The sequence below is a fragment of the Rahnella sp. ATs2 genome, from assembly GCF_051851855.1.
GTDB lineage: Bacteria > Pseudomonadota > Gammaproteobacteria > Enterobacterales > Enterobacteriaceae > Rahnella > Rahnella variigena.
This window is the reverse complement of record NZ_JBLYPL010000002.1, coordinates 151,125-177,072: the sequence shown is the minus strand read 5'-3', so window position 1 is coordinate 177,072 and position 25,948 is coordinate 151,125. Positions and strand designations below refer to the sequence as shown.

At 52.5% G+C, this 25,948-nt stretch carries 23 protein-coding genes; 17 read left to right on the top strand and 6 right to left on the bottom strand.

All coding sequences use genetic code 11. From position 1 onward, the window contains the following. Positions 1–30 precede the first annotated feature (30 nt). Complete coding sequence (locus ACJY2G_RS02505) at positions 31–594, top strand: DNA-binding protein (protein ID WP_430320317.1); 564 nt, start codon at positions 31–33, stop codon at positions 592–594. A 1-nt stretch (position 595) separates the two neighbouring features. Here ACJY2G_RS02505 and ACJY2G_RS02500 read toward each other — a convergent pair whose 3' ends face one another. Then, the gene (locus ACJY2G_RS02500) at positions 596–1,372 is read right to left on the bottom strand and encodes an alpha/beta fold hydrolase (protein ID WP_430320318.1); all 777 of its coding nucleotides are present in this window, start codon (positions 1,370–1,372) and stop codon (positions 596–598) included. A gap of 265 nt (positions 1,373–1,637) precedes the next feature. Between ACJY2G_RS02500 and ACJY2G_RS02495 the strand changes: the two genes are divergently transcribed. Continuing rightward, the gene (locus ACJY2G_RS02495) at positions 1,638–2,036 is read left to right on the top strand and encodes a hypothetical protein (protein WP_244220230.1); all 399 of its coding nucleotides are present in this window, start codon (positions 1,638–1,640) and stop codon (positions 2,034–2,036) included. A gap of 220 nt (positions 2,037–2,256) precedes the next feature. Continuing rightward, entirely contained in the window at positions 2,257–4,203 is a 1,947-nt protein-coding gene (gene mrdA, locus ACJY2G_RS02490; protein ID WP_430320319.1) for a penicillin-binding protein 2, read from the top strand. A gap of 14 nt (positions 4,204–4,217) precedes the next feature. Here mrdA and ACJY2G_RS02485 read toward each other — a convergent pair whose 3' ends face one another. Further along, positions 4,218–4,973 carry a hypothetical protein gene (locus ACJY2G_RS02485; protein ID WP_120161514.1) on the bottom strand — a complete coding sequence of 252 codons (756 nt, stop codon included), beginning with the start codon at positions 4,971–4,973 and terminating at the stop codon, positions 4,218–4,220. A gap of 93 nt (positions 4,974–5,066) precedes the next feature. After that, a complete protein-coding gene (locus ACJY2G_RS02480) occupies positions 5,067–5,789 on the bottom strand; it encodes a hypothetical protein (protein ID WP_430324179.1) in 723 nt (240 codons plus the stop codon). Positions 5,790–6,583: 794 nt separating this feature from the next. On the opposite strand from ACJY2G_RS02480, the gene ACJY2G_RS02475 reads away from it, so the two are divergent. The 7 genes from ACJY2G_RS02475 (at position 6,584) to ACJY2G_RS02445 (ending at position 14,634) form a co-directional block, all read left to right on the top strand. Further along, positions 6,584–8,020, top strand: coding sequence for a sensor histidine kinase (locus ACJY2G_RS02475; RefSeq protein WP_120161711.1), 1,437 nt, complete (start codon positions 6,584–6,586; stop codon positions 8,018–8,020). A 31-nt stretch (positions 8,021–8,051) separates the two neighbouring features. Next, entirely contained in the window at positions 8,052–8,828 is a 777-nt protein-coding gene (gene qseG, locus ACJY2G_RS02470) for a two-component system QseEF-associated lipoprotein QseG (protein ID WP_430320321.1), read from the top strand. Then, positions 8,825–10,162 (top strand): two-component system response regulator GlrR, encoded by a 1,338-nt coding sequence (gene glrR, locus ACJY2G_RS02465; RefSeq protein WP_120161518.1) that lies wholly within the window; start codon positions 8,825–8,827, stop codon positions 10,160–10,162. Before qseG ends, glrR begins: the two co-directional genes overlap by 4 nt. Positions 10,163–10,316: 154 nt before the next feature. After that, positions 10,317–10,655 (top strand): nitrogen regulatory protein P-II, encoded by a 339-nt coding sequence (gene glnB / locus ACJY2G_RS02460; protein ID WP_013574351.1) that lies wholly within the window; start codon positions 10,317–10,319, stop codon positions 10,653–10,655. A gap of 415 nt (positions 10,656–11,070) precedes the next feature. Continuing rightward, complete coding sequence (locus ACJY2G_RS02455) at positions 11,071–11,592, top strand: sorbitol dehydrogenase family protein (protein WP_430320322.1); 522 nt, start codon at positions 11,071–11,073, stop codon at positions 11,590–11,592. 26 nt (positions 11,593–11,618) lie between these two features. Next, entirely contained in the window at positions 11,619–13,220 is a 1,602-nt protein-coding gene (locus tag ACJY2G_RS02450) for a GMC family oxidoreductase (RefSeq protein ID WP_120161520.1), read from the top strand. 10 nt (positions 13,221–13,230) lie between these two features. After that, positions 13,231–14,634, top strand: coding sequence for a c-type cytochrome (locus tag ACJY2G_RS02445; RefSeq protein WP_430320323.1), 1,404 nt, complete (start codon positions 13,231–13,233; stop codon positions 14,632–14,634). 67 nt (positions 14,635–14,701) lie between these two features. Here the strand turns inward: ACJY2G_RS02445 and hmpA are convergent, their stop codons facing one another. Continuing rightward, positions 14,702–15,973 (bottom strand): NO-inducible flavohemoprotein, encoded by a 1,272-nt coding sequence (gene hmpA, locus ACJY2G_RS02440; protein ID WP_430320324.1) that lies wholly within the window; start codon positions 15,971–15,973, stop codon positions 14,702–14,704. Positions 15,974–16,234: 261 nt separating this feature from the next. Between hmpA and glyA the strand changes: the two genes are divergently transcribed. Further along, complete coding sequence (glyA, locus tag ACJY2G_RS02435; RefSeq protein ID WP_113875968.1) at positions 16,235–17,488, top strand: serine hydroxymethyltransferase; 1,254 nt, start codon at positions 16,235–16,237, stop codon at positions 17,486–17,488. Between the two features lie 163 nt (positions 17,489–17,651). Next, positions 17,652–18,812, top strand: a complete 1,161-nt coding sequence (locus ACJY2G_RS02430; protein ID WP_120161524.1) for a 3-phenylpropionate MFS transporter — start codon at positions 17,652–17,654, stop codon at positions 18,810–18,812. Here the strand turns inward: ACJY2G_RS02430 and csiE are convergent. Next, complete coding sequence (gene csiE / locus ACJY2G_RS02425; protein WP_120161526.1) at positions 18,809–20,089, bottom strand: stationary phase inducible protein CsiE; 1,281 nt, start codon at positions 20,087–20,089, stop codon at positions 18,809–18,811. The genes ACJY2G_RS02430 and csiE overlap by 4 nt on opposite strands. A gap of 272 nt (positions 20,090–20,361) precedes the next feature. Here csiE and ACJY2G_RS02420 point away from each other — a divergent pair, with 272 nt between their 5' ends. Both ACJY2G_RS02420 and ACJY2G_RS02415 read left to right on the top strand, forming a co-directional pair. Further along, positions 20,362–20,940, top strand: coding sequence for a DUF1007 family protein (locus ACJY2G_RS02420; protein ID WP_232829882.1), 579 nt, complete (start codon positions 20,362–20,364; stop codon positions 20,938–20,940). After that, complete coding sequence (locus ACJY2G_RS02415) at positions 20,931–21,950, top strand: nickel/cobalt transporter (protein WP_430320325.1); 1,020 nt, start codon at positions 20,931–20,933, stop codon at positions 21,948–21,950. Before ACJY2G_RS02420 ends, ACJY2G_RS02415 begins: the two co-directional genes overlap by 10 nt. Before the next feature lie 106 nt (positions 21,951–22,056). On the opposite strand, the gene suhB is transcribed toward ACJY2G_RS02415, so the two are convergent. Next, positions 22,057–22,860 (bottom strand): inositol-1-monophosphatase, encoded by an 804-nt coding sequence (suhB, locus tag ACJY2G_RS02410; protein ID WP_112288934.1) that lies wholly within the window; start codon positions 22,858–22,860, stop codon positions 22,057–22,059. A 127-nt stretch (positions 22,861–22,987) separates the two neighbouring features. Between suhB and trmJ the strand changes: the two genes are divergently transcribed. The 3 genes from trmJ to ACJY2G_RS02395 all read left to right on the top strand — a co-directional run bounded on the left by trmJ (position 22,988) and on the right by ACJY2G_RS02395 (position 25,930). After that, on the top strand, positions 22,988–23,725 hold the full coding sequence (gene trmJ, locus ACJY2G_RS02405) for a tRNA (cytosine(32)/uridine(32)-2'-O)-methyltransferase TrmJ (RefSeq protein WP_112288933.1): 738 nt from the start codon (positions 22,988–22,990) through the stop codon (positions 23,723–23,725). Between the two features lie 215 nt (positions 23,726–23,940). After that, positions 23,941–24,435, top strand: a complete 495-nt coding sequence (iscR, locus tag ACJY2G_RS02400; RefSeq protein ID WP_101076364.1) for a Fe-S cluster assembly transcriptional regulator IscR — start codon at positions 23,941–23,943, stop codon at positions 24,433–24,435. A gap of 325 nt (positions 24,436–24,760) precedes the next feature. Next, on the top strand, positions 24,761–25,930 hold the full coding sequence (locus ACJY2G_RS02395) for an IscS subfamily cysteine desulfurase (RefSeq protein ID WP_430320326.1): 1,170 nt from the start codon (positions 24,761–24,763) through the stop codon (positions 25,928–25,930). Positions 25,931–25,948: the final 18 nt, after the last annotated feature.

Genomic DNA, 25,948 nt, shown 5'->3' with positions numbered 1-25,948 from the left:
CTTTTTCTGCCCCCTGAATAAGGAAATTCTTTGCCACTTCATAACTTCACACTGACACTTTCAGGTGTCACCTCCGATACTACAAGGCTGGAAGATGCGCTCTTCGAGAGCGGTTGTGACGATGCCCTGATTGCCTTTTATGGCACCTCGGTTTATCTGGAATTTGACCGGGAAAGTGATTCCCTGGCAAAAGCAATCATGACAGCTATCCGTGATATTGAATCTGCAGGCCTGAATGCACGTGTTGAGTCAGTGGATACTGTTTTAGTCGGGCTGAGTGATATTGCCGGGCTGGCGGGACTGACCCGGCAGTCAGTGGCGTTATTGAAGGAAGGTGCAAGAGGTCCGCGTAATTTCCCCAATCCTGTCCAGCGGCTTAAGGGGAATTCGCCTCTCTGGCGATGGAAAGACGTCGCGGGCTGGCTGGTCAGTGAAGGACGTATCACGGCCAGTGATGAGCTGGTTGAAAGCGCCGGAATATTGGCAAACATTAATCTGGCACTGCAATTGCGTTCTGCTCCTGAGCCCAAACAAGTCAGCCAGTTTGCGTACCTGCTTGAGCATCAGGAAGATATCACTGTTTTTTCGTTATGACTTACAACGCCTGTGCATTCAGCGCGGTATTAATTGCCGCCGCCACACCCGTCGGGTTTTCCCACATCATCGAATGACCTGCCTGCGGCACGACAGCGGTCTGAATACCATGCAGCGGCAGAACGGCGACATCAGGTTCTGGCAATGAAAACTCACCAAACAATACGGTCGCGGGCATTTTCAGTTGATAAAGCTGTTCGCGCCACGACACCGTTTCGCCATTGACCAGCCCGACCGCCTGACGGTGGATCGCCAGCGGTGAGGCAATGCCCATGCATCCTGCCCAGATGTGATCATTTCCGCGAACCGCTACCTTAATCAGATGCCCGTGGCCTTCGCGCAGATAGTCTTCTTCAGAATACTGGGCAACAGCGCGGCTGAATATTCCGCCCCCTGCGTCAAGATTCGGCTCGGCGACAATCAGACGCTGAATCATATCAGGGCGTTGCGCCGCCACCATAATGGCGATACTGCCGCCCATGCTATGACCGATTAAGTTGACCTGCGGTACGCCGAGGCTTTCAAGCCAGACAATCACGCAATCAACATGTGCCTGCAGGCTGTAGCTGAAATCATCGGGCTTATCGCTGTAGCCTGAACCTGCCAAATCGAGCAACAGTGAGCGGCGCGGACGTAATGAAGCATCAGTCGCCACGCGCGGAAAATCGCAGGAAGACGCACATCCCAGACCGTGAATAAAAACCAGCGGAACCCCCATCCCGGACAATTCATGGAAGCGTAAATGCATTTGCGTACCGGGTACTTTAAACGATTTCATCTCGATCCTTTGCTGACGGCTCACGTACTATTTTGCTTAAGCACTATCTGGCTTAAGTACAATCTGCGGATTATAGGCAGAAACTTCCTTACCGGCAGTACAAAAAATAAGTAAACAAACGGAGGAAGAAAACAGGCAAAAAGCTTTCCTTTTTTGTCCAGATAATCATCACATCACCGGTGCTCATTCAATAATTTGGCTTAAAGTATTTAGCCTGTGAATATTTCTTTGGCAGGCTCTTTCTATCAGCCAGACAAGTGATAGCATGGAACTCTTGCTCACTTTATGGATTTATCTGATGGTCAGGTTAGGCAGTTGTGTGACGGTGATTTTGGCACTGGCGTCGTTTTCAGCATCGGCTGTCACGCAGTATCAGTGCGTGTTAACTCATCATACTCAGTCTGATGATGGCAATGATGTTTCTGAAGTCGTGAACAAAAATGCCCAGGTTTATGATGCGGGGAACACGTTCAGTTTCTCACCTGATGGCAGCAAAATGGTCACCAGTCCTGAACTGACGGATATCATCGGCAAAGATAATCAGCCTATGAAAGCGGGCGCGCAAGATAACCTGATGTATATTCACGTCAAAGACAGCTTTGTCGTGGCAACCCAGACAGAAGGGTATGTTTACGGTGATTGCAAAGTGAATACCGCGAAGTAAAAATCTTTATCCGGGCGTTTTCTGATCCCTGTGAGCGCTGAGCCATGTCTCAGCGCCCTGCAATCTCCCCCTGCAATAAATAGAAACACTCCTGCCAGTTCATTAGCACACTTCTTATAGTCGTCCGTGGCATGACGGGCTATCCTTGCGCACTTTTCCAGTCTCCGTTTATTCATTTCGCCCGCTTCAAGAAGCAGACAAAAAAGGTATTTGCCCGCTTATGGCCTTACTTAACGACGAAATTCGCGACCATACCGCCGAGTCCGTCCTTTTCGTTCGTCGTGCCGTGATTGCATTTTTGGTCGTGATCCTGCTGTCTTCTGCGCTGGTGTTCAATCTGTACCACCTGCAGGTGGGCATGCATGATTTTTACCAGACCCGCTCAAATCAGAATGACATCAAAATGCTGCCGATCGCCCCAAGCCGCGGGCTGATTATGGATCGCAACGGCGTGGTGCTGGCGCAAAATATTACCCTCTATCAGATTGAAGTGATCCCGGGCAAGGTGCCGGATCTTAACGCCACGCTGAACGCACTGAAACCGATTGTCGATCTCACACAAGACGATCTGGACAGTTTCCACGACGCCATGATCCACGGCCGTCGTTTTGCACAGATACCGCTGAAGCTGGCGCTGACCGATGTGGAAGTCGCGCGTTTTTCCGTGAACCAGTTTGATTTTCCTGGCGTTTCCATCAGTACCTATCAGCAGCGTCGTTATCCTTATGGCGCGGAGCTGGCGCACGTGGTCGGCTACGTGTCTAAAATTAACGATAAAGATGCCAAACGTCTTGATGCCGAAGGGATTTCGGAGAATTACGCCGCTGACCACGATATCGGCAAGCAGGGCGTTGAAAAGTATTATGAAAATATCCTGCATGGCCGTACCGGTTATCAGGAAGTGGAAGTGGATAACCACGGCCACGTGGTGCGCCTGCTCAAAGAGGTTCCGCCGCAGGCCGGACAAAATATCTATCTGACGCTGGATCTGGGGTTGCAGCAGTACATCGAGAAAGTCCTGAAAGGTCAGCGTGCGGCGGTAGTGGTGATGGATCCCCGGGACGGCGGCATTAAAGCCATGGTCTCCAGCCCGAGCTATGATCCGAATCCGTTTGTGAACGGGATTTCCACCAGGCAATACAGTGCGTTACTGAAAAACCCTGACCTGCCGTTGATCAACCGTGTTACGCAGGGGCTTTATCCGCCAGCTTCCACGGTCAAACCTTTTATGGCCACGTCGGCGTTGTTTGAAGGGGTGATCACACCGCAAACTACGTTCTTCGGTGCGCCTACCTGGACGCTGCCGGGCACCGAACGCCATTACCGCGACTGGCTGAAAACCGGCCACGGTATGCTGAATGTGACCAAAGCGATTGAGGAGTCTGCCGATACCTTCTTTTATCAGGTGGCCTATGAAATGGGCATCGATCGTATTCATACCTGGCTGAGTAAATTTGGCTACGGGCAGTCGAGCGGGATAGATCTCGACGAGCAATATAGTGGCGTGCTGCCAAGCCGTGAATGGAAAATGAAAGTCCATAAAAAAGGCTGGTATCAGGGGGATACGGTTTCTGTCGGCATCGGGCAGGGCTATTGGGTCGCGACGCCAATTCAGATGGTGCGGGCGCTCAGTGCGCTGGTGAATAACGGTAAGCTGGAAACGCCCCATCTGCTTTATTCAGCAAAAAGCGGCAAAGTGATTACGCCATATAAAATGCCGCCGACGCAGCAAATAGCGGATCCGAAATCGCCAATCTGGGGGATTGTGAAAAACGGCATGTTTGGCATGGCAAATTTCCCGAATGGTACCGGCTATAAATTATTCCACACGGCGCCTTATCAGATTGCGGCGAAATCCGGTACATCGCAGGTTTTCAGCCTGCGTGAGAATCAGGTTTATAACGCTAAAATGACGCCGGTTCGCTTGCGTGACCACATCTTCTACACGGCGTTTGCACCTTACAAACATCCGACGGTGGTGATGGCGCTGATCATGGAAAACGGCGGCGGTGACGGCGTGGTGGCCGGACCCACCGCGCGTGCCATACTCGACCATATCTTCCTGCCACCGCAGGCGACAATGTGCGATCCGGCAAAAGCGGATAATCCGGCAGACTGCGAACAACCGGTTCCGACACCTAATTCGCTGGGTTTTAGCGAGCATTGATGCCGGGCGTTGAGTCAGATCATCTCGAAGGGCACGTTGTTGAGCCGGGCAACGTGTTTTCCGATCTCTTCCGTGGTCTTCATGTGATCAAAATGGACATTACTGTAGTCAGGGAACAGGGTTTTATCGACGCCTAACACTTTGGTCACCCGGATGTTTTGAGTGGGAGGCAGCCCTGCATATAAATTCAGGCCCGGGCGTCCGATAACGAGTATTTCATTGTGGCTGTATTGTTTACGGGTCAAATTATCTTGCGTCATGAGATTTGCAGGCGTTAAAAGTTGCTGGTATCCACCGGCACATCTGAATTTCCCTTTCCCTCTGCCGCTCTTAATACAGTCCACAAGTTCGTAGGGTCTGACCACCGCTCCTGCGGGGTTGTAGTATTCCCGTCCTGCATGGTTGATAAAATTCACGTCACGCGGGAATGTGCCGAGTATATTTTGTCGGGGGACTTCAAGTACCAGCGCGACGTTGTGATACATCCCGGTGTACCTTGAGGTCTCTGCCGTGAGTTTTTTAATATCTTTTAAATCAACCAGTGATGTGCTGAAGATATCCCAGCCATTAAACAGAGAAGCGGCATCCTGGCGGCAGAACGGACTTTCGTGCAGTTGGAAAGTGTGAACTAACACATGGTTCTCAGGAAGAACAGCCCAGCTTTGCAGTGTGGCCGTTCTCTGCATCTCGAGCATTTTTTTATTTTCCTGCTCAGCTAACAGCAGTCCTTCCGGGGATAATTTTGCGGTTTTTTTTTTGAGAAATGGCATGTTATCAATCCTGAAATAGTCAATATTTTATTAAGCCTGCTTTCATCGTTATGGTGTTACATCAGGCGGGATCCTGTACTTATCGAAATTCCTTCAAACTATTTCGTATTCTAATTCGTTGATTTCCGCCACTTTAGCGGCGACTGTTTCTGGTGAGCCTGCATAATAGTCATACATGCCGTTACTCTCTGTCGGTTCGGCAACGACTATTTTGCGCACCCGGATCCTTTGTGTTGCCGGCAGACCTGCATATAACTTAACTCCCGGGCGACCAATAATGAGTACCTCATTATGTGATTCTATAGAGCGTGTTTTTTTATCTTCTGACAGAAGCGCCTGAGGTGTCAGCAGCCGTTGATATCCACCTTCACAATGGTAATCTTCTTTGCCTTCTCCCCGGAATATCGCCCGACTCAGGGCTGAAGCATCGATAATTCTTCCCGCTGCATAGTCATTTTCACGCCCGATATGATTAGGAAACCAGACGTCAGTCGGATGCGTCCCAAGAATATTTTGCACCGGGACATCCAGAATTAAGGCTGTGGTGCAATACATCCCGGTATAGCGTTTAATTTTGTTTAAGGGGTTAATATCTTTTAAGTCAACCAACGAGGTGCTGATAATATCCCAACTGCTTAAAATAGACTCTGCGCGGTGCTGGCAAAAAGGACTTTCTTCACCCTCAAAGGCATCAACCAGCACATAATTTTCCGGCAGAGAACGCCAGCTGCTGAGTATTTTTTCCTTCCCACCGGATAACTTATTAATATCCTGTTTTTTAATAAATTCAATTCCTGATTTTTTACGGGAAAACATAATGATCTCACGAATAAATAGAGCATGGTCACTGAAATATAACATGTGATTTTCGTGTATTTTCTTAATTAGTCATTAAGAAATCCATGGTTGAAAAATGTTTATATGAGAGATTCAGCGATCCACAATTTCTGTGTGCAGGCCTTACTGGCAGATTCTGATCAGGCGATGTACAGCCATAAGCAGCTCAGTAAAAAGGTTGTGATCAACCACTGACAGCCAGATGTCATAAAATGACGACAATGGAGGTTATTGTTGTCTCTTTTTGGCGACATTTAATTTTATGATATTTAAAGGATATTTTTTTATTTCTCAATTGTGTTGTTTTTTGGCGACGCAAAGGTTGTTTATTCATCAACTTAACCGTGCTTTTGCCAGTGCCTGAAAATGATTTAACTATAAATATCCTTTAAATACAGGTATATGATAATTTTTATTAAATATTGGCACGGAACGTGCTAGATTAGCGCAGTTGCTCATTCACCTGATTATGATTGGCTCACGCGAAAGCGTTGATATGCTCATAATGTCCGAATGACGCCAAAGAAACGGTGCCTATCGTTCACCCGACCGATAATCGTTGCGCAAGCACGTTATCAAACATCGAACGACACGTTGAGTGAGGCACCACCTCTTCCAGTTTGCTGAACATCCGTCTGGATGTTCAGCAATACCAACCCTTCATACTTCTCATACTTCTCATACTTCACCCATTTAAACACTTTTCGTATCTTCTCAGACACTGGCTGTTTAAACCGTTGTCCGCTAGCATGACTTTATCTGTGATAAATGAGATGAATGCGTTGAAAAGAGGACGTTTATTCCCCGGTTCGCTACGTCAGCTGGTACTGATGGCTTTTCTGCTGGTGCTGCTGCCCTTGCTGGTGCTGGCCTATCAGGCGTACGACAGCCTTGATCAACTGAGTCGTCAGGCGGCGCGAATCAACCGGACTACGCTCAGTGACGCCCGCCGCAGCGAATCGATGTCCAGTATTGCGCTGGAAATGGAGCGCAGTTATCGACAGTATTGCGTTCTCGACGATCCGACGCTTTCCCGCCTTTATCAGAATCAGCACAAACAATATTCCCAGCTGCTGGATGCGCATGCCTCAGTGCTGCCGGATTTACGTTATTATCAGACACTCCGCACCTTGCTGACGCAGCTTACACAGCCGACCTGCCAGAATAACTCCCCGGATAAAGATGCTTCTGCGCGTCTTGAGAATTTCTCGCGCACTAATGCCGAAATGGTACAGGCGACGCGGGAAGTCGTATTCTCACGCGGACAACAACTTCAGCGCGCGATTGCCGAACGCGGTCAGTTCTTTGGCTGGCAGGCGCTGGTGCTTTTCCTGCTCAGTGGCGCGCTGGTGCTGTTGTTCACCCGCATGATAATCGGGCCGGTAAAAGGCGTCGAACGGATGATTAACCGGCTGGGGGAAGGGCGTAATCTGGGCGATGTGACGCGTTTTAAAGGGCCACGCGAAATCCGTTCTCTGGTGCAGCGCATCGTCTGGCTGAGCGAGCGCCTGGCATGGCTGGAATCGCAGCGTCACGAATTCCTGCGCCATATTTCCCACGAACTTAAAACCCCGCTCGCCAGCATGCGTGAAGGGACTGAACTGCTGGCGGATGAAGTCGCCGGTCCGCTGACGTCAGATCAAAAAGAAGTGGTGGCTATCCTCAACAACAGCAGCCGCCATTTGCAGACGCTTATCGAACAACTGCTTGATTACAATCGCCAACTGGCTGATGTGCCGACGCTCAGTGTGGCCGTTGATCTGAAATCGCTGGTTGATGATGTCGTGACGGCTAACAGCCTGCCGGCACGCGCCAAGAAGATCCGCAGTGAGGTCAAGATTGATGCGCCGACCTGTCTGGCTGAGCCGACGTTATTGCGGCGCGTGGTGGATAATCTCTATTCCAATGCGGTGCACTACGGGGCTGAATCCGGTACTATTTGGGTCCGCAGCCGGGAATTACACGGACGGGTTATTATCGAGGTGGCAAACACCGGAACCCCGATCCCGCAGGCCGAGCGCGCGATGATATTTGAACCTTTTTACCAGGGTAGCCAGCAACGAAAAGGGGCTGTGAAAGGCAGCGGTCTGGGGTTGAGTATCGCCCAGGACTGTATTCGCCGCATGCATGGAGAGCTGCAACTGGTTGCCGTTGAAGATGCGGACGTTTGTTTCCGTATTGAATTACCCCTGACGGCTGAGAAGAAATAATAATGATGCTATTTGCTGACTGGTGCGTCTGATGAGCGCATTGTCTTTTATCACCCATATCACTACCCGTCTGGTGCGCACCTTACTGCGCAGCCGGGCGTTTTTACTCAGTGCGCCACTGGCGCTGGCGGGCTGTGTCCCGCATTCTGCCGACAACCGTTATTTCCAGCAGGTGTCTGATCAGGTCGTCCCTGACAGCAAAGTGATCGACTTTCGTATCGCTCCTTGTGAAACCCTCTGGACACTCGATGACAATGACGCCGTAACGAACTCACTGTACTGGTTACGGGCGATGGACTGTGCCGATCGTATGAGTGATGCGCAGGCGCGCTATCAGGCGCAGCAGATACAAGCGACGAACTGGGATCAGGTATTTAAACAAAGTATTCTGCTCTCCGGTGCGGATCCCGATCAGCAGCAGCGCCGTGCGTTACTGGCAAAAGTCAGCGCGTATCGTGGCCAGATGCCGGGACAAATTCGCCCGCTGGTACAGTTATGGCGAGAACGTCAGAATTTACAGGTCGTGCTGGGCGATGAAAAAGCCCGTAATGCCCGCCAGCTGGCAGTGAATGAAGAAAAACTTCAGGCGATGACTGAACAGCAGCAGGTTCTGGAACATAATCTCGCCGATACCCGCCGTAAGCTGGAAAACCTGACGGACATTGAGCGACAGCTCTCTTCGCGCAAACAGATCCAGGGCGATTTGCCGGATAATGAGGCGACTGCGCCTGCTAAGGCGGCTTCGGATAATCCGGTAAAACCGGCCGAGACTTACACGCCACCGGCTAAGGATTCGAACGTAAAATGACGTTACGTAAAGCAGCCAGTTTATTGCTGGTCGATGACGATCCGAGCTTACTGAAGCTTTTGGGAATGCGTCTGACCAGTGAAGGTTTTCGTGTCACCACCGCCGAAAGCGGAGCAGAAGCGCTGCGTGTGCTGCACCGTGAACGTATCGATCTGGTGCTGAGTGATTTGCGTATGGATGAAATGGATGGCATGGCGCTGTTCGCTGAAATCCAGAAATTCCAGCCCGGAATGCCGGTGATTATTCTGACCGCTCACGGTTCCATTCCTGATGCGGTGGCCGCGACCCAACAGGGTGTGTTTAGTTTTCTCACCAAGCCGGTCGATCGCGATGCGCTGTATAAGGCCATCGATGAAGCGCTGGCACAGTCCAGCCCGTCGGCCGATGAGAGCTGGCGCGAATCGATTGTTACCCGCAGCCCGATCATGCTGCGGTTGCTTGAACAGGCCAATATGGTCGCGCAGTCTGACGTCAGCGTGCTGATTAACGGGCAGAGCGGCACCGGTAAAGAAGTGCTGGCGCAGGCCATTCACGGGGCGAGCCCGCGTGGCAAGAAAGCCTTTATTGCTATTAACTGCGGTGCGTTGCCGGAACAGTTACTGGAATCCGAATTATTTGGTCATGCTAAAGGCGCGTTTACCGGCGCGGTAAGCAGCCGTGAAGGGTTGTTCCAGGCGGCGACCGGCGGCACGTTGTTCCTCGATGAAATCGGCGATATGCCGTTGTCGTTGCAGGTGAAATTGCTGCGCGTGTTACAGGAGCGCAAAGTGCGTCCGCTGGGCAGCAATCAGGATGTGGATGTTGATGTGCGTATTATTTCTGCGACACACCGTGATTTGCCGAAAGCGATGGAGAAGGGCGAGTTCCGCGAAGATCTGTTCTATCGTCTTAACGTTGTCGGCCTGAAACTGCCGACCCTGAGCGAACGCTCTGAAGATATTCCGCTGCTGGCTAATCATCTGCTGCGCGTGGCGGCGCAGCGGCATAAACCTTTCGTTCGCAGCTTTTCAACCGATGCCCTTAAACGTCTGATGGCCGCCAGCTGGCCGGGCAATGTGCGCCAGTTAGTGAACGTGATCGAGCAATGCGTGGCGCTGACGTCTGCACCGGTGATCAGCGAAGCCCTGGTTCAGCAGGCGCTGGAAGGTGAAAACACCGCGCTGCCGACATTTGCCGATGCGCGTAATCAGTTCGAATTGAATTATCTGCGTAAATTGCTGCAAATTACCAAAGGCAACGTCACGCAGGCGGCACGTATCGCCGGGCGTAACCGCACTGAGTTTTACAAGTTGCTGTCACGCCATGAGCTGGAAGCGACCGATTTTAAAGAGTAACGGGAATTTACTTTCAGAGGCTGGAGGTACATTCCTGCGGCTGAACTATGATACCTTTAGCGCCTTCGCATGCCTCTGGCATCCGAAACCAGATTGTGAACCATGCTGCCGCTCAGGAAGGCGGAGAGCAAACGAATGATTATAAGGGTCCGCCATGAAAAAGATTGATGCGATTATCAAGCCATTCAAACTCGACGATGTCCGTGAAGCACTGGCAGAAGTTGGGATTACCGGGATGACCGTGACCGAAGTGAAAGGCTTTGGCCGTCAGAAAGGTCACACAGAACTGTACCGTGGTGCGGAATACATGGTCGATTTCCTGCCAAAAGTAAAAATCGAAATCGTAGTGGCGGATGACATCGTGGATACCTGCGTGGAAACCATTATGACCACTGCGCAGACAGGTAAAATCGGCGACGGTAAAATCTTCGTGTTCGATGTGGCGCGCGTAGTGCGTATCCGTACCGGCGAGCAGGACGAAGAAGCGATTTAATGTTTCATCAGGGCGGGTAATGTCATGTTACCGGCCCTGAGTATTGCCTCTGTTATTCTCCCTTTCCCTCCGATCTTGTTATACCAATCGTTTTTTACCCAATCACTTCTCAACTCATTGTTTATCCGGTTTTTAGCCGTTATTTCTGCTCATCAGCACCCAAAGTTCCTCTCCGCCGGTAATCACAAAAAATGCTATTTGTTAGTTTTATGTGAAGTTTGTGGGGTTTTTATTGTGACTTCATTGAAAAAGTGCGAGTAAAATCACGTTTGTTGTTATACCAGTTCGATAAACCTGTCAGATACGTTGTAATCACCGACTAAAACAATTCAGGGTGAAAGTATCTGGCTGCCGGAACTGGTGTGGATTGATCTCCGTTGATCGTGGTTTTCACACCCATTCAAAAGGCTTTGCAATGTCACAACCAGAAAAACCCATACGCATTTCCCGTCGCGTATTTTTAGGGGGCGCACTGGCGGCGCTTTCCGTTCCGCTGATGAACAAGCTTCTGCTCAGCCCGGTTTATGCCGCGCCGGTAGCGGGTTTGTCGCAGGCAAAACAGGATTTCACCCAACTCTCACTGTATCTGACCGGTCATGACCAGCTGGATCCGGCCCTTTCTGAACGTTATTACCAGACTATGTTGCAGCTGTACCCGGACTTCACCGCGCAGGTTCAGGCGTTGCAGGCGTTTATTACGGCCAGTCACATTGATGCCGCTGACCTGCAAAAAGCGCTCGATGTACAGCAGCCCGCGCTGGCGAAATTGCCGCGCAGCATCCTTCAGGCCTGGTATCTGGGCGTAGTCGGCGATGGTAAGCAGGCGGTTTGTCTGGCGTATGAAAACGCGCTGATGAATGTCGCGGTACGCGACCACCTCAATCCACCGAGCTATGCCTACGGCGCTTACGGTACCTGGGCAAAACAGCCTGTCTGAAAATAACGTTCAAAAAGGGTTAAGCAATGAGTGAACAACTTTCCGCTGACGTCGTCGTCATCGGCTCGGGGATCTGCGGCTCGCTGGTCGCACAGCGTCTGGCAAAACAGGGTATCTCCGTCATTATTCTCGAATCCGGCCCGCGTATTGATCGCGGTACGCTGACCGAAAACTTCCGTAATTCACCGCGCAAAAAAGACTTTATGTCGCCGTATCCGTACTCGGACTGGTCGCCGCATCCGGTGTATAAACCGGAAGATAATGATTATCTGCAACAGCAGGGGCCGTACCCGTTCCCGGCGGAATATATCCGCATTATGGGCGGCACCACCTGGCACTGGGCGGCGCAGGCGTGGCGCGTTTTGCCCAACGATATGAAAATCAAAACGCTGTACGGCGTCGGGCGTGACTGGCCGTTATCGTACGACGAGCTGGAACCGTTTTATTACGAAGCCGAAGTGAAAATGGGCGTGTCCGGCGCACCCAATAACGGTTCACCGCGTAACCAGCCGTTCCCGATGGAACCGGTCGCTGAATCCTGGCTGCAACAGCGTTTTCGCGAGCGTCTGGCGCCGGGCGGTTATGACGTGATCGTGAACACCACCGCACGTAACAGCCGTAACTACGACGGACGTCCGGCCTGTTGTGGCAACAACAACTGCATGCCGATCTGCCCGATTGACGCGCAATATCACGGCGGTATCGCTGCGCAGGCCGCCGAAGCGGCGGGTGCAAAATTGATCACCAGCGCGGTGGTGTATCGCCTCGAGCATGACGAAAAGGGGCGTATTGTCGCCGCACATTATTACGATCCCGATAAAGGTGAGCATAAAGTTACGGCGAAAAACTTCGTTCTGGCTGCCAACGGCATCGAAAGCCCGAAACTGCTGCTGATTTCCGCCAGCGATAAATACCCGGACGGACTGGCAAACAGTTCCGGCACTGTCGGGCGTCACCTGATGGATCACCCAAGTAACTCGCTGACGTTTGAAACTGAAGAACCTCTGTGGGCGGGGCGCGGCCCAATGAGTCCGGCGTCCATCAACAGCCTGCGCGACGGTGATTTCCGCAAAGATTACGCCTCGTTCCGTATCGATATCGCCAACTCTTCACAAGTGCAGTCAGTGACGCAGGATTTGCTGGCGGAAGGCGTTTACGGCATCAGCCTGGATAACGAAATCCGTCGCCGTGCGTCGCACCAGACCAGCCTGAAAAACGTGATGGAACAGCTGCCAAACTACGATAACCGCATCATTCTCAGCGACAAAAAAGACAAACTGGGTATCCCGAAACCGGCAGCGATTTATCACATGGACGATTACGTGCATCGGGGTATGGCGCGAGCCGTGAAGGAATATACCGAGATCGCCAGACTGATGGGCGGCACCAATTTGCGTTTCAGTAAGCCGGGCGTTTACGGCAACAACCAGCACATTACCGGCACGATGAGCATGGGGCATGACCCGAAAGACTCCGTGGTGGATGCGTTCGGACGCACTCATGATCACGAAAATCTGTTCATCACCAGTACCGGCGTGATGCCGACGTCGGCCACGGTCAACTCCACGCTGACCGCCGTCGCACTGGCGTTACGTACAGCTGATCATCTTGCCAAAACTGCGCTATAGGCTGACTGAAATGACTCTGAATCGTTTATCTCAAAAACGTCTGACGGGCGCATTGCTGGCCTTTGGCCTGAGCCTGATGGCAGGCACGGCTTACGCCGCGCTATCGCCGGAACAGGATGCGCTGATTAAGAAAGGTGAATATGTCGCGATAGCCGGTGACTGCGTGGCCTGCCATTCCACCGAAGGTGGCAAACCGTTTGCCGGTGGCCTCGGGCTGGCAACGCCGCTGGGCACTATTTACTCGAGCAACATCACGCCATCTAAAAAAGGCGGTATCGGCAATTACACGCTGGAGCAGTTTGAACACGCGGTGCGTGACGGTGTGCGCAGCGACGGCGCGAATCTGTATCCGGCGATGCCATACACTTCTTATGCCAAAATCAGCGATGACGACATGAAAGCGCTGTACGCTTATTTTATGCAGGGCGTGCAACCGGTGGATACCCCGTCAACGCCGACCGCACTGCCGTTCCCGTTCAACGTGCGTTTGTCGATGGCTGGCTGGAATCTGCTGTTCCTCGAGAAAGGCGCGTTTAAAGCCGATCCGTCGAAAAGCGATCAGGTTAACCGTGGCGCGTATCTTGGCGAAGCGCTGGCGCACTGCGGCACCTGCCATACGCCGCGTAATGCGCTGATGGCGGAGCAGGGCGATAAAGCGCTGGGCGGCAGCAGTCTGGGCACCTGGTTTGCTCCGAACATTACGTCGGACGCGGTCAGCGGAACAGGCAACTGGAGCACCGATGAAATCGCCGCTTACCTGAAAACCGGTCATGCGCCGGGCAAGGCGCAGGCGGCAGGGCCGATGGCAGAAGCGATCGACCACAGCCTCAGCCATCTGAGCGACAGTGATTTGCAGGCGATTGCCGTGTGGCTGAAACAAACCACGCCGGTCAGTCAGCAAGGGCAGGCGAGGGCTGCGGACCAGTTCGGCTCACCGGCGAATTATGTCGATACTTTGCGTGGCGTTCCGCGTCCTGCTGATGCTGACAAGATGACCGGCTGGCAGGTGTATGACGGCTATTGCGCCAGTTGCCATCAGCCGGACGGTCGTGGCAGCAAGGACGGCGGCTTACCGTCGCTCATCAACAACACTGCGCTGGGGCATCTGAACAGCGACAATCTGGTGATGGCGATTTTGCATGGCGTGCAGCGCGGCGCGGAAAGTAAAGATGTGGCGATGCCGGCGTTTGATCATTTGCTGTCAGATACGCAGGTGGCCACGCTGAGTAATCAGTTATTGCAGCAATTTGGTAACGATCAGGCGAGTGTGACGCCACAGCGGGTGAAAGAACTGCGCGCTGGCGGTAAACCTTCGCCGTTGCTGGAGCTGGCGCATTGGGGAATGGGCATTGCAGGACTGCTCGTTATCCTGCTGATTGCACTGCTGTTTATTCGTCGTCGCCGTCGTCATTAATCCCTGCTGACGCAGCAATAAAAAAGGCTGACATTATGTGTCAGCCTTTTTCTTTTCAGGGCAGGAATTAAATGACTTTATGCGGACCGAAGCATTCGTAGTGAATATTCGCTTCGCTGATGTTCATCGCCAGCAACTGTTTGGCCGCGAACTGCATAAAGCCGACGGGACCGCACAGGTAGAAATGCATGGCTGGATCATTCAGCTGTTCGCTGACTTTGCTCAGATCCATCAGACCCTGATACTGAAAGTCCTCTCCCGGTAAATCATTTGCCTGTGGCTGGTTATACCAGACATGGCTTTCCAGCTGCGGCAGGTTTTTCTGCGCGCTTTTCACTTCACCGGCAAATGCATGAACCGCGCCGTTTTCCGCCGCGTGCAGCCATTGTACCGGCGCATGATGTCCGCGTTCTGCCAGCGTATTGAGCATACCTAACATCGGCGTCTGGCCGACACCGGCAGAAATCAGCGCGACCGGCGTGGTATCGCTGATATCCATAAAGAAATCGCCGTGCGGGGCTGCAAGATGAATGATGTCGCCCGGCTGCGCAAAGTGATGCAGGAAGTTGGATACCGCGCCCTGGCCTTCGCGTTTTACGGCAATGCGGTAGGTTTTACCGTTCGGTGCCTGGGTCAGGGAATACTGACGGATTTCCTGATTTTCCAGCGACGCATCGCGGATATATACCGCCAGATATTGTCCCGGCTGGAAATCCACCACCGGCAATCCATCGACAGGTTCCAGCAGGAAAGAGGTGATCAGTTCACTTTGCGCTTGTTTTTCGGCGATGCGGAATTCACGCGTACCGCGCCAGCCACCGGTTTTTTCTGCGCTGTCCTGATAAATCTCTGCTTCACGGTTGATAAACACATTCGCCAGCACGCCGTAGGCTTTGCCCCACGCATCCAGCACTTCCTGACCCGGGCTTAACATTTCATCCAGCGTTGCCAGCAGGTGTTCACCGACAATGTTGTATTGATCCGGCTGAATGGTGAAGCTGGTGTGCTTTTGCGCGATGCGCTCCACCGCAGGTAATAATGCCGCCAGATTTTCGATATTGGCGGCGTAAGCACAGATGGCATCAAACAGCGCCTGACGCTGATCTCCGTTGCGCTGATTGCTCATATTGAAGATGTCTTTGAGCTCGGGATTGTGCTCGAACATGCGGTCGTAGAAGTGCGCGGTCAGTTTCGGACCGGTCGCTGCAAGCAAAGGAATAGTGGATTTAACGGTAGCGATAGTGGCTGAATCAAGCATAGTGAACTCCGTGTCTTTGTCGATTTCATTAAACATGCATTTTAAATGCATCTTATATAAACCCACAATTTCTGTAAACACCCCTAAAGGGGTAAGGGCTTTTTAAGGAAAGGAGTGCGGTGGGGGCTGAGTCACAAAGCTGAAATTTGTACATGTTCAGATGAATATTTATCCCTTGATTACGGGCAGATGTTCGCAGATCAAAGCCTTGCTGTATCTGGAGCCAATCGTTTGCCTAAAAACCTCAAACTGACCCTATCCGAAGGGCGCTTAAACATTTACACTGTTGCGCAGAACCCGGAAGGGGCTTTTATTTTTAGTTTGTTGAGTCAGGAGATGCGGATGTTAAAGCGTGAAATGAACATTGCCGATTATGATGCTGAGCTGTGGGCAGCAATGGAAAAAGAAGTTGTTCGTCAGGAAGAACATATCGAGCTGATTGCGTCAGAAAACTATACCAGCCCGCGTGTTATGCAGGCTCAGGGTTCGCAGCTGACCAACAAATATGCCGAAGGCTACCCGGGCAAACGTTACTACGGTGGTTGTGAGTACGTTGACATCGTTGAACAACTGGCTATCGACCGTGCAAAAGAATTGTTCGGTGCAGATTTCGCTAACGTTCAGCCACACTCCGGCTCACAGGCAAACTTCGCGGTTTACACCGCACTGCTGCAACCGGGCGACACCATTCTGGGGATGAACCTCGGCCATGGCGGTCACCTGACGCACGGTTCACCGGTTAACCTGTCCGGTAAACTGTACAACGTCGTACCTTACGGCATCGACGAAAGCGGCGACATCGATTATGACGACGTAAAACGTCAGGCCGAAGCGCACAAACCAAAAATGATCATCGGCGGCTTCTCCGCGTTCTCCGGTATCGTTGACTGGGCAAAAATGCGTGAAATCGCCGACAGCGTTGGCGCTTACTTCTTCGTCGACATGGCACACGTTGCCGGTCTGATTGCTGCGGGCGTTTATCCGAACCCGGTTCCGCACGCGCACATCGTGACCACCACCACGCACAAAACGCTGGCTGGCCCACGCGGCGGTCTGATTCTGGCGAAAGGCGGTGACGAAGAGTTCTATAAAAAACTGAACTCCGCTGTCTTCCCTGGTGGCCAGGGCGGCCCGCTGATGCACGTGATTGCCGGTAAAGCGGTAGCACTGAAAGAAGCGATGGAACCTGAGTTCAAAACCTACCAGCAGCAAGTGGCTAAAAATGCTCAGGCAATGGTCGCTGTGGTTCTGGAACGTGGCTACAAAGTGGTTTCCGGCGGTACGCACAATCACCTGTTCCTGATGGATCTGGTTGATAAAAACCTGACCGGTAAAGAAGCCGATGCCGCACTGGGTCGCGCTAACATTACTGTGAACAAAAACAGCGTGCCTAACGATCCGAAAAGCCCGTTCGTGACTTCCGGCGTGCGTATCGGTACTCCGGCTATCACCCGTCGCGGCTTTAAAGAAGCTGAAGCGCGTGAACTGGCTGGCTGGATCTGCGACGTGCTGGACAACGTGAACGACGAAGGCACTATCGAACGCGTTAAACAGAAAGTTCTCGACATCTGTGCACGCTTCCCGGTTTACGCGTAATATTTGCGAAGCCGTAAAGCTGCTAAAACCCGCTCCGGCGGGTTTTTTTATGGGCATCTATCAGAATTTGTGAGCTGGCAGACATTACTGGAGTATGAAAGCGTCTGCGGATTGCTAGCGATTGTGAGCTTTGTCAAAGTATTGGCCTCACACCGGAGGATTTATGGAATTGCGTTCCACGCGCTGGCTTGCACTCAGTTATTTCACCTATTTTTTCAGTTACGGTATTTTTCTTCCCTTCTGGGGCTTATGGCTTAAAGGTGAAGGTATTTCCTCCGAAAGCATTGGCCTGTTGCTCGGCGCCGGTTTAGTCGCCCGTTTTCTTGGCACGTTAATCATTTCGCCCTCCATCAAAGATCCTTCACATCTCATCACCGGTTTACGCATCCTCGCGTTACTCACGCTGGCGTTTGCCGTCGGGTTCTGGTTCGGCAATGGCTGGGCGTGGCTGATGATCAACATTGCCGGTTTCAGCCTGTTCTTTGGTCCGCTGGTTCCACTGACCGATGCGCTGGCCGGTACGCTGCAACGCCAGATCAATATGGATTACGGCAAAGTACGCGTCTGGGGCTCGATTGCCTTTGTGATTGGCTCGGCGGTCACCGGTAAACTGGTGGAGGTCTACGGACACAACGCGATCCTCTATACGCTGACCGCAGGCGTGGCAGCCATGTTGCTTGGCATGTTACTGCGCCCAAGCGTAAAACCGGTGGGAGAACCGCGAACCAGCGGTGCGCCGGCCATTTCGTGGAAAGCATTACTCGGCGAAAAACCGGTCTGGCGGTTCCTGTTATGCGTAACGTTATTACAGGGCGCACACGCCGCATACTACGGTTTCAGCGCGATTTACTGGCAGGACATCGGGTATTCTTCGACCACCATCGGCTATTTATGGTCGCTTGGCGTGGTCGCTGAAGTGCTGGTCTTCACTTTCAGTAAACAGCTGTTCAGCCGCTGGTCGGCGCGCGATATGTTGCTGCTATCCGCCGTGTGTGGCGTGGTGCGCTGGGGCATGATGGGCGCATTTACCGCATTGCCGTGGCTGATTGTGATTCAGATTTTGCACTGCGGTACCTTCACGGTTTGCCATCTGGCGGGGATGCGGTTTATCGCGGCGCGTCCGCGAGATCAGGTTATCCGCCTGCAATCGGTGTATTCCGCGCTGGCAATGGGCGGCGGTGTGGCGGTGATGACCATGGTGTCCGGCTTCCTGTTCGAGCATCTGCACGCGGGATTGTTCTGGGTGATGGCGCTGCTGGTGGTGCCGGCGATTTTCCTGCGTCCGCAGGTCACGCCGTCAGCGCCGGAGGTGTCAGCCAGCTAGGGGGCTTCGAGCAGTGAGCGGATACGTTTTCGCTGCTCTTTTGCCAGCGGCAACTGCGTGTGGATCACCAGCGGATCGGCATCGGTGCTGCGGGTGGCGTAAGGGGTGACAATCATCGCCACGCCGCTCGGGGCACCAAATTTATAGAAATCCGCCAGCGTCTGATATTTAATGTTCAGCGGCAGCAGCGTCGCTTCGCGGATTTGCTGTTCGACCGCTTCTTCCAGTTCAGGATTATCATGCGTCAGCAGCAGAATTTGTTTCTCCTGCAAGGCGTTACCCTGCATCAGCCACGCGCCGAAGGTGATCGCTACTAATCCGATTTCATCCTCTGAAAGCGTAATCAGATATTCGTGCTCAAACCCCGCCAACGCCTCACGGGTGGTGCGCACCAGTCGCGGATACATGCGGTTTACTTCTTCCTGCATCAGATTGTCGATGCCAATGCCGAAATGACAGCGTTCAATCGCCGGACCCAGATGGGCGAAAAGCTGGCCGACCAGCCCTTCGTAGCTGCTGAATTTCATCCCGGCGATGTCCTGAAAACGCGCCACCATATTTTCAATTTCTAACAGCAGGCGCTGATCTTCCGTCGAACCGGAACTCTGATAACTGTGGTTTTTCAGCATTCGTAACATCAGGGTGAAAAACTCACATTCGCAGTCATCGAGCAGGCCGTTACTGAGTTCCTGTAACTGGATAAACAGTTCACGGGCGGCAGTATATTCGGGCTTTTCGCGCAGCCAGCGCCGCTGTTGTTCGGTAAAGCGTAAACCGGTCTGATCATTGTTCTGCCACAGACAGTATTGAAGACAAATCAGCATCAGCTGACGGTCATGACCGCTCAGCGGTTTGGGTAATAACGTGCCGCAGTCTTCGAGCATCATGCCCAGAATATCGGTGCGCAGTGCCGCCTTCGGGCAGGTCTGGCCTTCGAAGGCGATGTGCAGCCAGGGGATAAAATGGCGGGAAACGAAGTCCGGTGAAATGCGTAATGTGCGGCGTAATCCCTGAAATAAACACAGCCGCTGGGCGAGCGTATCACCCTGAATGCGGCATTCTTTTTCGCTGTATTGCAGTACATCAAGCTGATGGATGCGCTGAATTTCGCAGGTCACTTCTGCCAGATCTTCCCAGGTCGTGGTTAATCCGACGCCGTTGATTTCACTGATGATCTCCAGCTGAACTGCCGTCAGCGGCGCGTACAGCATCAGCAACACATGGCAGCGGCGTTGCGTAGCGGAAAGCGCTGGGGAGGGCTGTTTGTCTGGATTCATATCACCTGCCGGAAAGGTATCGCCTGAAATTATTAGTCAAGCATAGCAAAGCGAAAGCCCGCATTATGGCGCGGGTATTGGGTTTTACTCCGGCTTACAACTCAGATCACAGATATTTTTGACGACCGCTTAAATGCACAGCAAAATAGTGTTACTTAGTAACAATATATGGCGCTGATATGGAAATGACGTTACCCCAGGCCCGGAACCGGCCTTTCTCCCGTTACGGCAAATGGCTGGGTGTTGCGCTGTTATGCCTGCCCGCCACGGTCATGGCGCACCCGCACAGTTTCATTGATATGCAGACGACGCTGGTGGCGAATGACACCTCGTTGACCGGGCTGAAAATGGTATGGACTATGGACGAAATTACATCCGCAGATTTGCTGTACGACGCGCAGAACGCCAAACCCGGTTCAGATATCTGGAAAAAACTGGCGGCGGAAGTGATGGCGCGGGTGCTCAGTCAGCATTACTTCACTGACTTTTATCGCGAAGGTAAACCGGTTAAATATCTCGATTTGCCCAGCGAATATCAGCTGTCGCGTAAAGGCGATCAGGCGGTGCTGGAATTCGTGTTGCCGCTGGCGAAGCCTCAGGCACTGGCCGGTAAACCGATGGAATTCTCTACCTTCGATCCTTCGTATTTTGTCGATATGACCTATAAGGATAAAACCGCGCTGCATCTGCCGCCTGAGCTGGAAAAACGTTGCACGCTGGCGCTGTTTACGCCCAAGCCTGATGCCTCGCTGCAAAACTACGCGCTGTCTCTCGATAAGGCTGATGCCCCGCCGGAAGATATGGATCTTGGTCAGCAATTTGCTCAGAAGGTCACGCTGGAATGTCATTAATCTCCACCCCAACGAAAACACTGTCATGGCGCGATCTGTGGCCGCTGGCGATATTTCTGTTGTTGCTGGCAGGCGGCATTTTTCTTCTCATCCATTACTGGCCGAGGATTTTGCTGAGCAGCATTATCTGGCAGCGGGAATTGCATCAGGAACTGGCCGGGCTGTTGCGGCAGGTGAAAGAAAATCCGATGCAGTCGGGCATGACGCTGGCCGGTTTCAGCCTGATTTATGGCGTGATCCACGCCATCGGGCCGGGGCACGGTAAAATTGTCATCACCACGTATCTGGCAACCCATCCTTCGCGACTGAAAAGCAGCCTGAAACTGACGTTTGCCTCGGCGATAGTGCAGGGACTGGTGGCGATATTGCTGGTCAGCGTAGTGCTCGGCGTGCTGCAACTTTCCTCGCGTCAGCTGCATCAGAGCAGTTTCTGGATGGAGCGGGGCAGCTTCATTCTGGTGATGTTGCTTGGGTTATTGCTGTGCTGGCGAGCGCTGAAACAGGTGTGGCAGACGATAAAAAGTTTGCGTCCCGCACCGGCAATGAAAATCCACAGCCTGTCGCCGATGGGCAGTGAAACACATGTCCACGATGAACATTGCGGCTGCGGACATCAGCATGTACCGAGTGATCAGCAACTTCAGGCGGGCGGCGATTTGCGCACACAGATAGCAATAGTGCTGGCGATGGGATTACGCCCGTGCTCCGGTGCGATCATGGTGTTACTGTTTTCCAAAGTGATTGGCGTGTACAGCTGGGGCGTGATTTCAGCCATTACGATGGCCATCGGCACCTCGCTGACCGTCTCGCTGATTGGCGTACTGGTGTTTTACAGCCGTGCGCTGGCGGTGAAACTGAGCGCAACCCGTACGCCTGCGGCCTGGCAGCGGATCACCTGGTCGCTGCTGGCGCTGACCGGTGGGATGGTATTGCTGGTGGCAGGAATATTGCTCTACAGCACCGGCGGCGGAGACGTTTCGCCAATCACCGGCGGGCCTTTCCGGGGATAAGTTCCGGGGCGTAACCTTCATGGGATAAACAGCAGATATAAAAAAACGGACGCCCGAAAGGACGTCCGTTTTTCTTTGTATTTCTTTCTATCAATAACCGGCGAAATTAACGCTTCAGCGCTTCGCTCAGTTCATCACGCATGGTCATCAGAATACCTTTAACGACGCGTGGGTTGCCTGCAACGATGTTGCCAGACGAGAAGTGGTTATGGCCGCCAACGAAGTCAGTCACAACGCCGCCAGATTCACGAACCAGCAGTTCGCCACCGGCGAAATCCCAAGGTTTCAGGGCGATTTCGAAGAAACCGTCAACGCGGCCAGCTGCCACGTAAGCCAGATCCAGCGCAGCAGAACCGGTGCGACGGAAGTCTGCACATTCGGTGAACAGTTTGCCAACCACATTCATGTAGCTGGTCGCGTGTTGTTTTGCTTTGAACGGGAAGCCGGTCGCCAGAATGGTGCCGTCGAGATCTTTCGCGTTAGTACCGCGCAGACGATAACCGTTCAGCTGTGCGCCCTGACCACGGGTTGCGGTGAACAGTTCGTTACGCATTGGGTCGTAAACTACCGCGACTTCAGTGCGGCCTTTGATGCGCACGGCGATAGAAACAGCGAAATGTGGGAAGCGTTTAACGAAGTTGGTGGTGCCATCCAGCGGGTCGATAATCCATTGTACGTCTTTGTCTTCGCCTTCCAGCTCGCCACACTCTTCACTGATGATGGTGTGTTTTGGATAGGATTTGCGAATAACATCGATAATCATGTGTTCTGCATCGCGGTCTACGTTGGTAACAAAATCGTTGGTACCTTTTTGTGTAGATTCTACAGAGTCTGGCGTTTCGTAATGTTTGGCAATCAGGTTACCGGCCTTGCGCGCAGCGCGCACGGCGATGGTGAGCATCGGATGCATGGATATCTTCCAACTAGGATGTTAAAGAACGGGAATACGGGAAACGGCGCGCAGTATAGCAGGGGTTCTGAAAATTAACTACCGTTGTGTTAGGCTGTTGTGATTTTCCGTCTGGCTAAGAGTTCCTATGCTGCCCAATATCCGCATTGTATTAGTAGAAACGTCTCACACTGGCAATATGGGCTCTACCGCCCGTGCCATGAAAACCATGGGTTTATCAAGTCTTTATCTGGTGAATCCGCTGGTAAAACCTGACTCTCAGGCTATCTCTTTGTCGGCCGGTGCCAGTGATGTCATCGGTAATGCGACGATTGTTGATACGCTTGATGAAGCGCTGGCCGGTTGTAGTCTGGTGATCGGCACCAGTGCGCGTTCCCGCACACTGCCGTGGCCGATGCTTGAACCGCGTGAATGCGGTGAGCACAGTGCAAAAGCGGCACAAACCGCGCCGGTTGCGCTGGTGTTTGGCCGCGAACGCGTCGGGCTGACTAATGAAGAACTGCAAAAATGTAACTACCACGTGTGTATTCCGGCGAACCCTGAATACAGTTCGCTGAATCTGGCAATGGCCGTGCAGATTATTGCCTATGAAGTGCGCGTTGCGCATCTGGCGTTGCTGGAAGCGGCAAAACCGCAAATCGAATACGAAGAAACGCCGTATCCGCTGGTGGATGACCTCGAACGTTTCTATCAGCATCTGGAAAAAACCTTGCTGGAAACCGGCTTTATTCGTCAGGCACATCCGGGTCAGGTGATGAGCAAGTTACGCCGTCTGTTTACCCGAGCGCGACCTGAATCTCAGGAATTAAACATCCTGCGCGGCATCCTGACGTCGATTGAAAAGACAAATAGCAACAAAGAATAAGCGAAGGGATTTGTTTATAAAAACAGTATTCAGTTTTTTTATCAAAAGGTTATGCGTTGTTCGTGAATGACAAAATTAGTGCGGAATGGCCGGGTTTGTAATACTTGAGTAAAACAGTAGGTTAAATAGTTGACTGTTTTACTCGGGAATGGCAGACTCGTTTGCATGTTCCGCACTATTGAATTTTTAAGTCATTTTAAACAGGTAACCATGCTATGAGACTGACATCCAAAGGCCGTTATGCCGTGACCGCTATGCTCGACGTTGCACTGCATTCACAGGAAGGACCAGTACCACTGGCTGACATTTCTGAGCGTCAGGGTATTTCCCTTTCTTACCTGGAGCAGCTTTTCTCGCGCTTACGCAAAAATGGTCTGGTTGCCAGTGTTCGCGGTCCGGGCGGTGGTTATCTGTTAGGCAAAGATTCTGGCGATATCGCGGTTGGCGCAGTGATTACTGCCGTTGACGAATCTGTCGATGCGACGCGTTGTCAGGGTAAAGAAGGCTGCCAGAATGGCGAACGTTGCCTGACTCACACGTTGTGGCGTGATCTCAGCGAGCGCATCAGCGGCTTCCTGAACAACATTACACTGGCAGAGCTGGTCAACAACCAGGAAATCCTGGAAGTGGCCGACCGTCAGAACGGTGAAATTCGTCGTCAGCCGAATGGCCGCCAGATGGAAACTATCAACGTCAATCTTCGAGCCTAATCCCCGTCATCCTTCGCGCCGCCCCGGCGTTTGCTGCTGTCGCAAACCCCGGTCACATACTATTGTATGCTCCCGGGGATTTGCTCTGTTGCCGCCTTGATGCGACACGAATGATTTAGGGGATGCATGTGAATTTTTACGTTACTAAAAGCCCGCGGAAATGCAGATTTCCGCGGGCTTTTGCTTTTCAGGCGTCAATTCTTACCGATTAGTGCCCGCAAAGTGTCATTTCCCTTTTAAGAATCTGTGAACCCGTTTTAAACTGGTTGTCGTTTTTTTAATTCTTTCGTTCGAAGCCGAACGCGCAGTCCGGAGCTTACCTGCCATGAAATTACCTATTTATCTCGATTATTCTGCCACCACGCCTGCAGATCCGCGTGTGGCGAAGATGATGATGCAGTGTTTAACACTCGACGGTACTTTCGGTAATCCGGCCTCCCGTTCTCACCGTTTTGGCTGGCAGGCCGAAGAGGCGGTGGATGTGGCGCGCAACCAGATTGCCGAGCTGATCAATGCCGACCCGCGTGAAATTGTCTTCACCTCTGGCGCGACAGAATCGGACAATTTGGCGATTAAAGGTGCGGCCCACGCGCAGCGTGAGAAAGGCAGACACATCATCACCAGCCAGACGGAGCACAAAGCGGTGCTGGATACCTGTGCCCAGCTGGAAACTGAAGGCTTCGATGTCACCTATTTGGCGCCTCAGGCTGACGGTTTTATCCCTCCTGCTATGATTGAAGCGGCGCTGCGCCCGGACACCATTTTGGTATCCATCATGCAGGTAAATAATGAAATCGGCGTGGTGCAGGATATTGCGACAATCGGTGAGCTGTGCCGCAGTCATGGCATTCTTTTCCATGTAGATGCAACCCAGAGCGTGGGCAAGATTGCGATTGATGTCAGTGAGCTGAAAGTGGATCTGATGTCATTTTCCGCGCATAAAATCTACGGTCCGAAAGGGATTGGGGCGCTGTATGTCAGCCGTAAACCCAAAGTGCGGATAGACGCGCAAATCCACGGCGGCGGTCATGAGCGCGGTATGCGTTCAGGTACCTTGCCGGTGCATCAGATTGTCGGAATGGGCGAAGCGTATCGTATCGCCAAAGAAGAAATGACCGCCGAAGTGGCGCGTCTGAGCGCATTGCGCGATCGCTTGTGGAAAGGCATTCAGCAGCTTGATCAGGTGTTTCTCAACGGAACGCCGAAACATGCCGCGCCAAACATTCTTAACGTCAGTTTTGCTGATGTTGAAGGGGAATCCCTGATTATGGCGCTGAAAGATTTGGCGGTGTCGTCCGGTTCCGCTTGTACGTCTGCCAGCCTTGAACCTTCCTACGTTTTGCGAGCCATAGGATTAAGCGAAGAGCTGGCACATGGCTCAATCCGTTTTTCCCTCGGGCGCTGGACAACGGAAGAAGAAATTGATTATGCGATTGCGCTGGTGGTGAAATCAGTCCGCCGCCTGCGTGAATTGCCCCCTGTTTATACGAAATGAAGTGCCACCCGCTGAACG

Bases quoted from the DNA above. Each gene is read 5' to 3' on its own strand.
- ACJY2G_RS02500 (WP_430320318.1), bottom strand. From the start codon at position 1,372: ATGAAATCGTTTAAAGTACCCGGTACGCAAATGCATTTACGCTTCCAT.
- ACJY2G_RS02495 (WP_244220230.1), top strand. From the start codon at position 1,638: ATGGAACTCTTGCTCACTTTATGGATTTATCTGATGGTCAGGTTAGGC.
- mrdA (WP_430320319.1), top strand. From the start codon at position 2,257: ATGGCCTTACTTAACGACGAAATTCGCGACCATACCGCCGAGTCCGTC.
- ACJY2G_RS02485 (WP_120161514.1), bottom strand. From the start codon at position 4,973: ATGCCATTTCTCAAAAAAAAAACCGCAAAATTATCCCCGGAAGGACTG.
- ACJY2G_RS02480 (WP_430324179.1), bottom strand. From the start codon at position 5,789: ATGTTTTCCCGTAAAAAATCAGGAATTGAATTTATTAAAAAACAGGAT.
- ACJY2G_RS02475 (WP_120161711.1), top strand. From the start codon at position 6,584: ATGAATGCGTTGAAAAGAGGACGTTTATTCCCCGGTTCGCTACGTCAG.
- qseG (WP_430320321.1), top strand. From the start codon at position 8,052: ATGAGCGCATTGTCTTTTATCACCCATATCACTACCCGTCTGGTGCGC.
- glrR (WP_120161518.1), top strand. From the start codon at position 8,825: ATGACGTTACGTAAAGCAGCCAGTTTATTGCTGGTCGATGACGATCCG.
- glnB (WP_013574351.1), top strand. From the start codon at position 10,317: ATGAAAAAGATTGATGCGATTATCAAGCCATTCAAACTCGACGATGTC.
- ACJY2G_RS02455 (WP_430320322.1), top strand. From the start codon at position 11,071: ATGTCACAACCAGAAAAACCCATACGCATTTCCCGTCGCGTATTTTTA.
- ACJY2G_RS02450 (WP_120161520.1), top strand. From the start codon at position 11,619: ATGAGTGAACAACTTTCCGCTGACGTCGTCGTCATCGGCTCGGGGATC.
- ACJY2G_RS02445 (WP_430320323.1), top strand. From the start codon at position 13,231: ATGACTCTGAATCGTTTATCTCAAAAACGTCTGACGGGCGCATTGCTG.
- glyA (WP_113875968.1), top strand. From the start codon at position 16,235: ATGTTAAAGCGTGAAATGAACATTGCCGATTATGATGCTGAGCTGTGG.
- ACJY2G_RS02430 (WP_120161524.1), top strand. From the start codon at position 17,652: ATGGAATTGCGTTCCACGCGCTGGCTTGCACTCAGTTATTTCACCTAT.
- csiE (WP_120161526.1), bottom strand. From the start codon at position 20,089: ATGAATCCAGACAAACAGCCCTCCCCAGCGCTTTCCGCTACGCAACGC.
- ACJY2G_RS02420 (WP_232829882.1), top strand. From the start codon at position 20,362: ATGGCGCACCCGCACAGTTTCATTGATATGCAGACGACGCTGGTGGCG.
- ACJY2G_RS02415 (WP_430320325.1), top strand. From the start codon at position 20,931: ATGTCATTAATCTCCACCCCAACGAAAACACTGTCATGGCGCGATCTG.
- suhB (WP_112288934.1), bottom strand. From the start codon at position 22,860: ATGCATCCGATGCTCACCATCGCCGTGCGCGCTGCGCGCAAGGCCGGT.
- trmJ (WP_112288933.1), top strand. From the start codon at position 22,988: ATGCTGCCCAATATCCGCATTGTATTAGTAGAAACGTCTCACACTGGC.
- iscR (WP_101076364.1), top strand. From the start codon at position 23,941: ATGAGACTGACATCCAAAGGCCGTTATGCCGTGACCGCTATGCTCGAC.
- ACJY2G_RS02395 (WP_430320326.1), top strand. From the start codon at position 24,761: ATGAAATTACCTATTTATCTCGATTATTCTGCCACCACGCCTGCAGAT.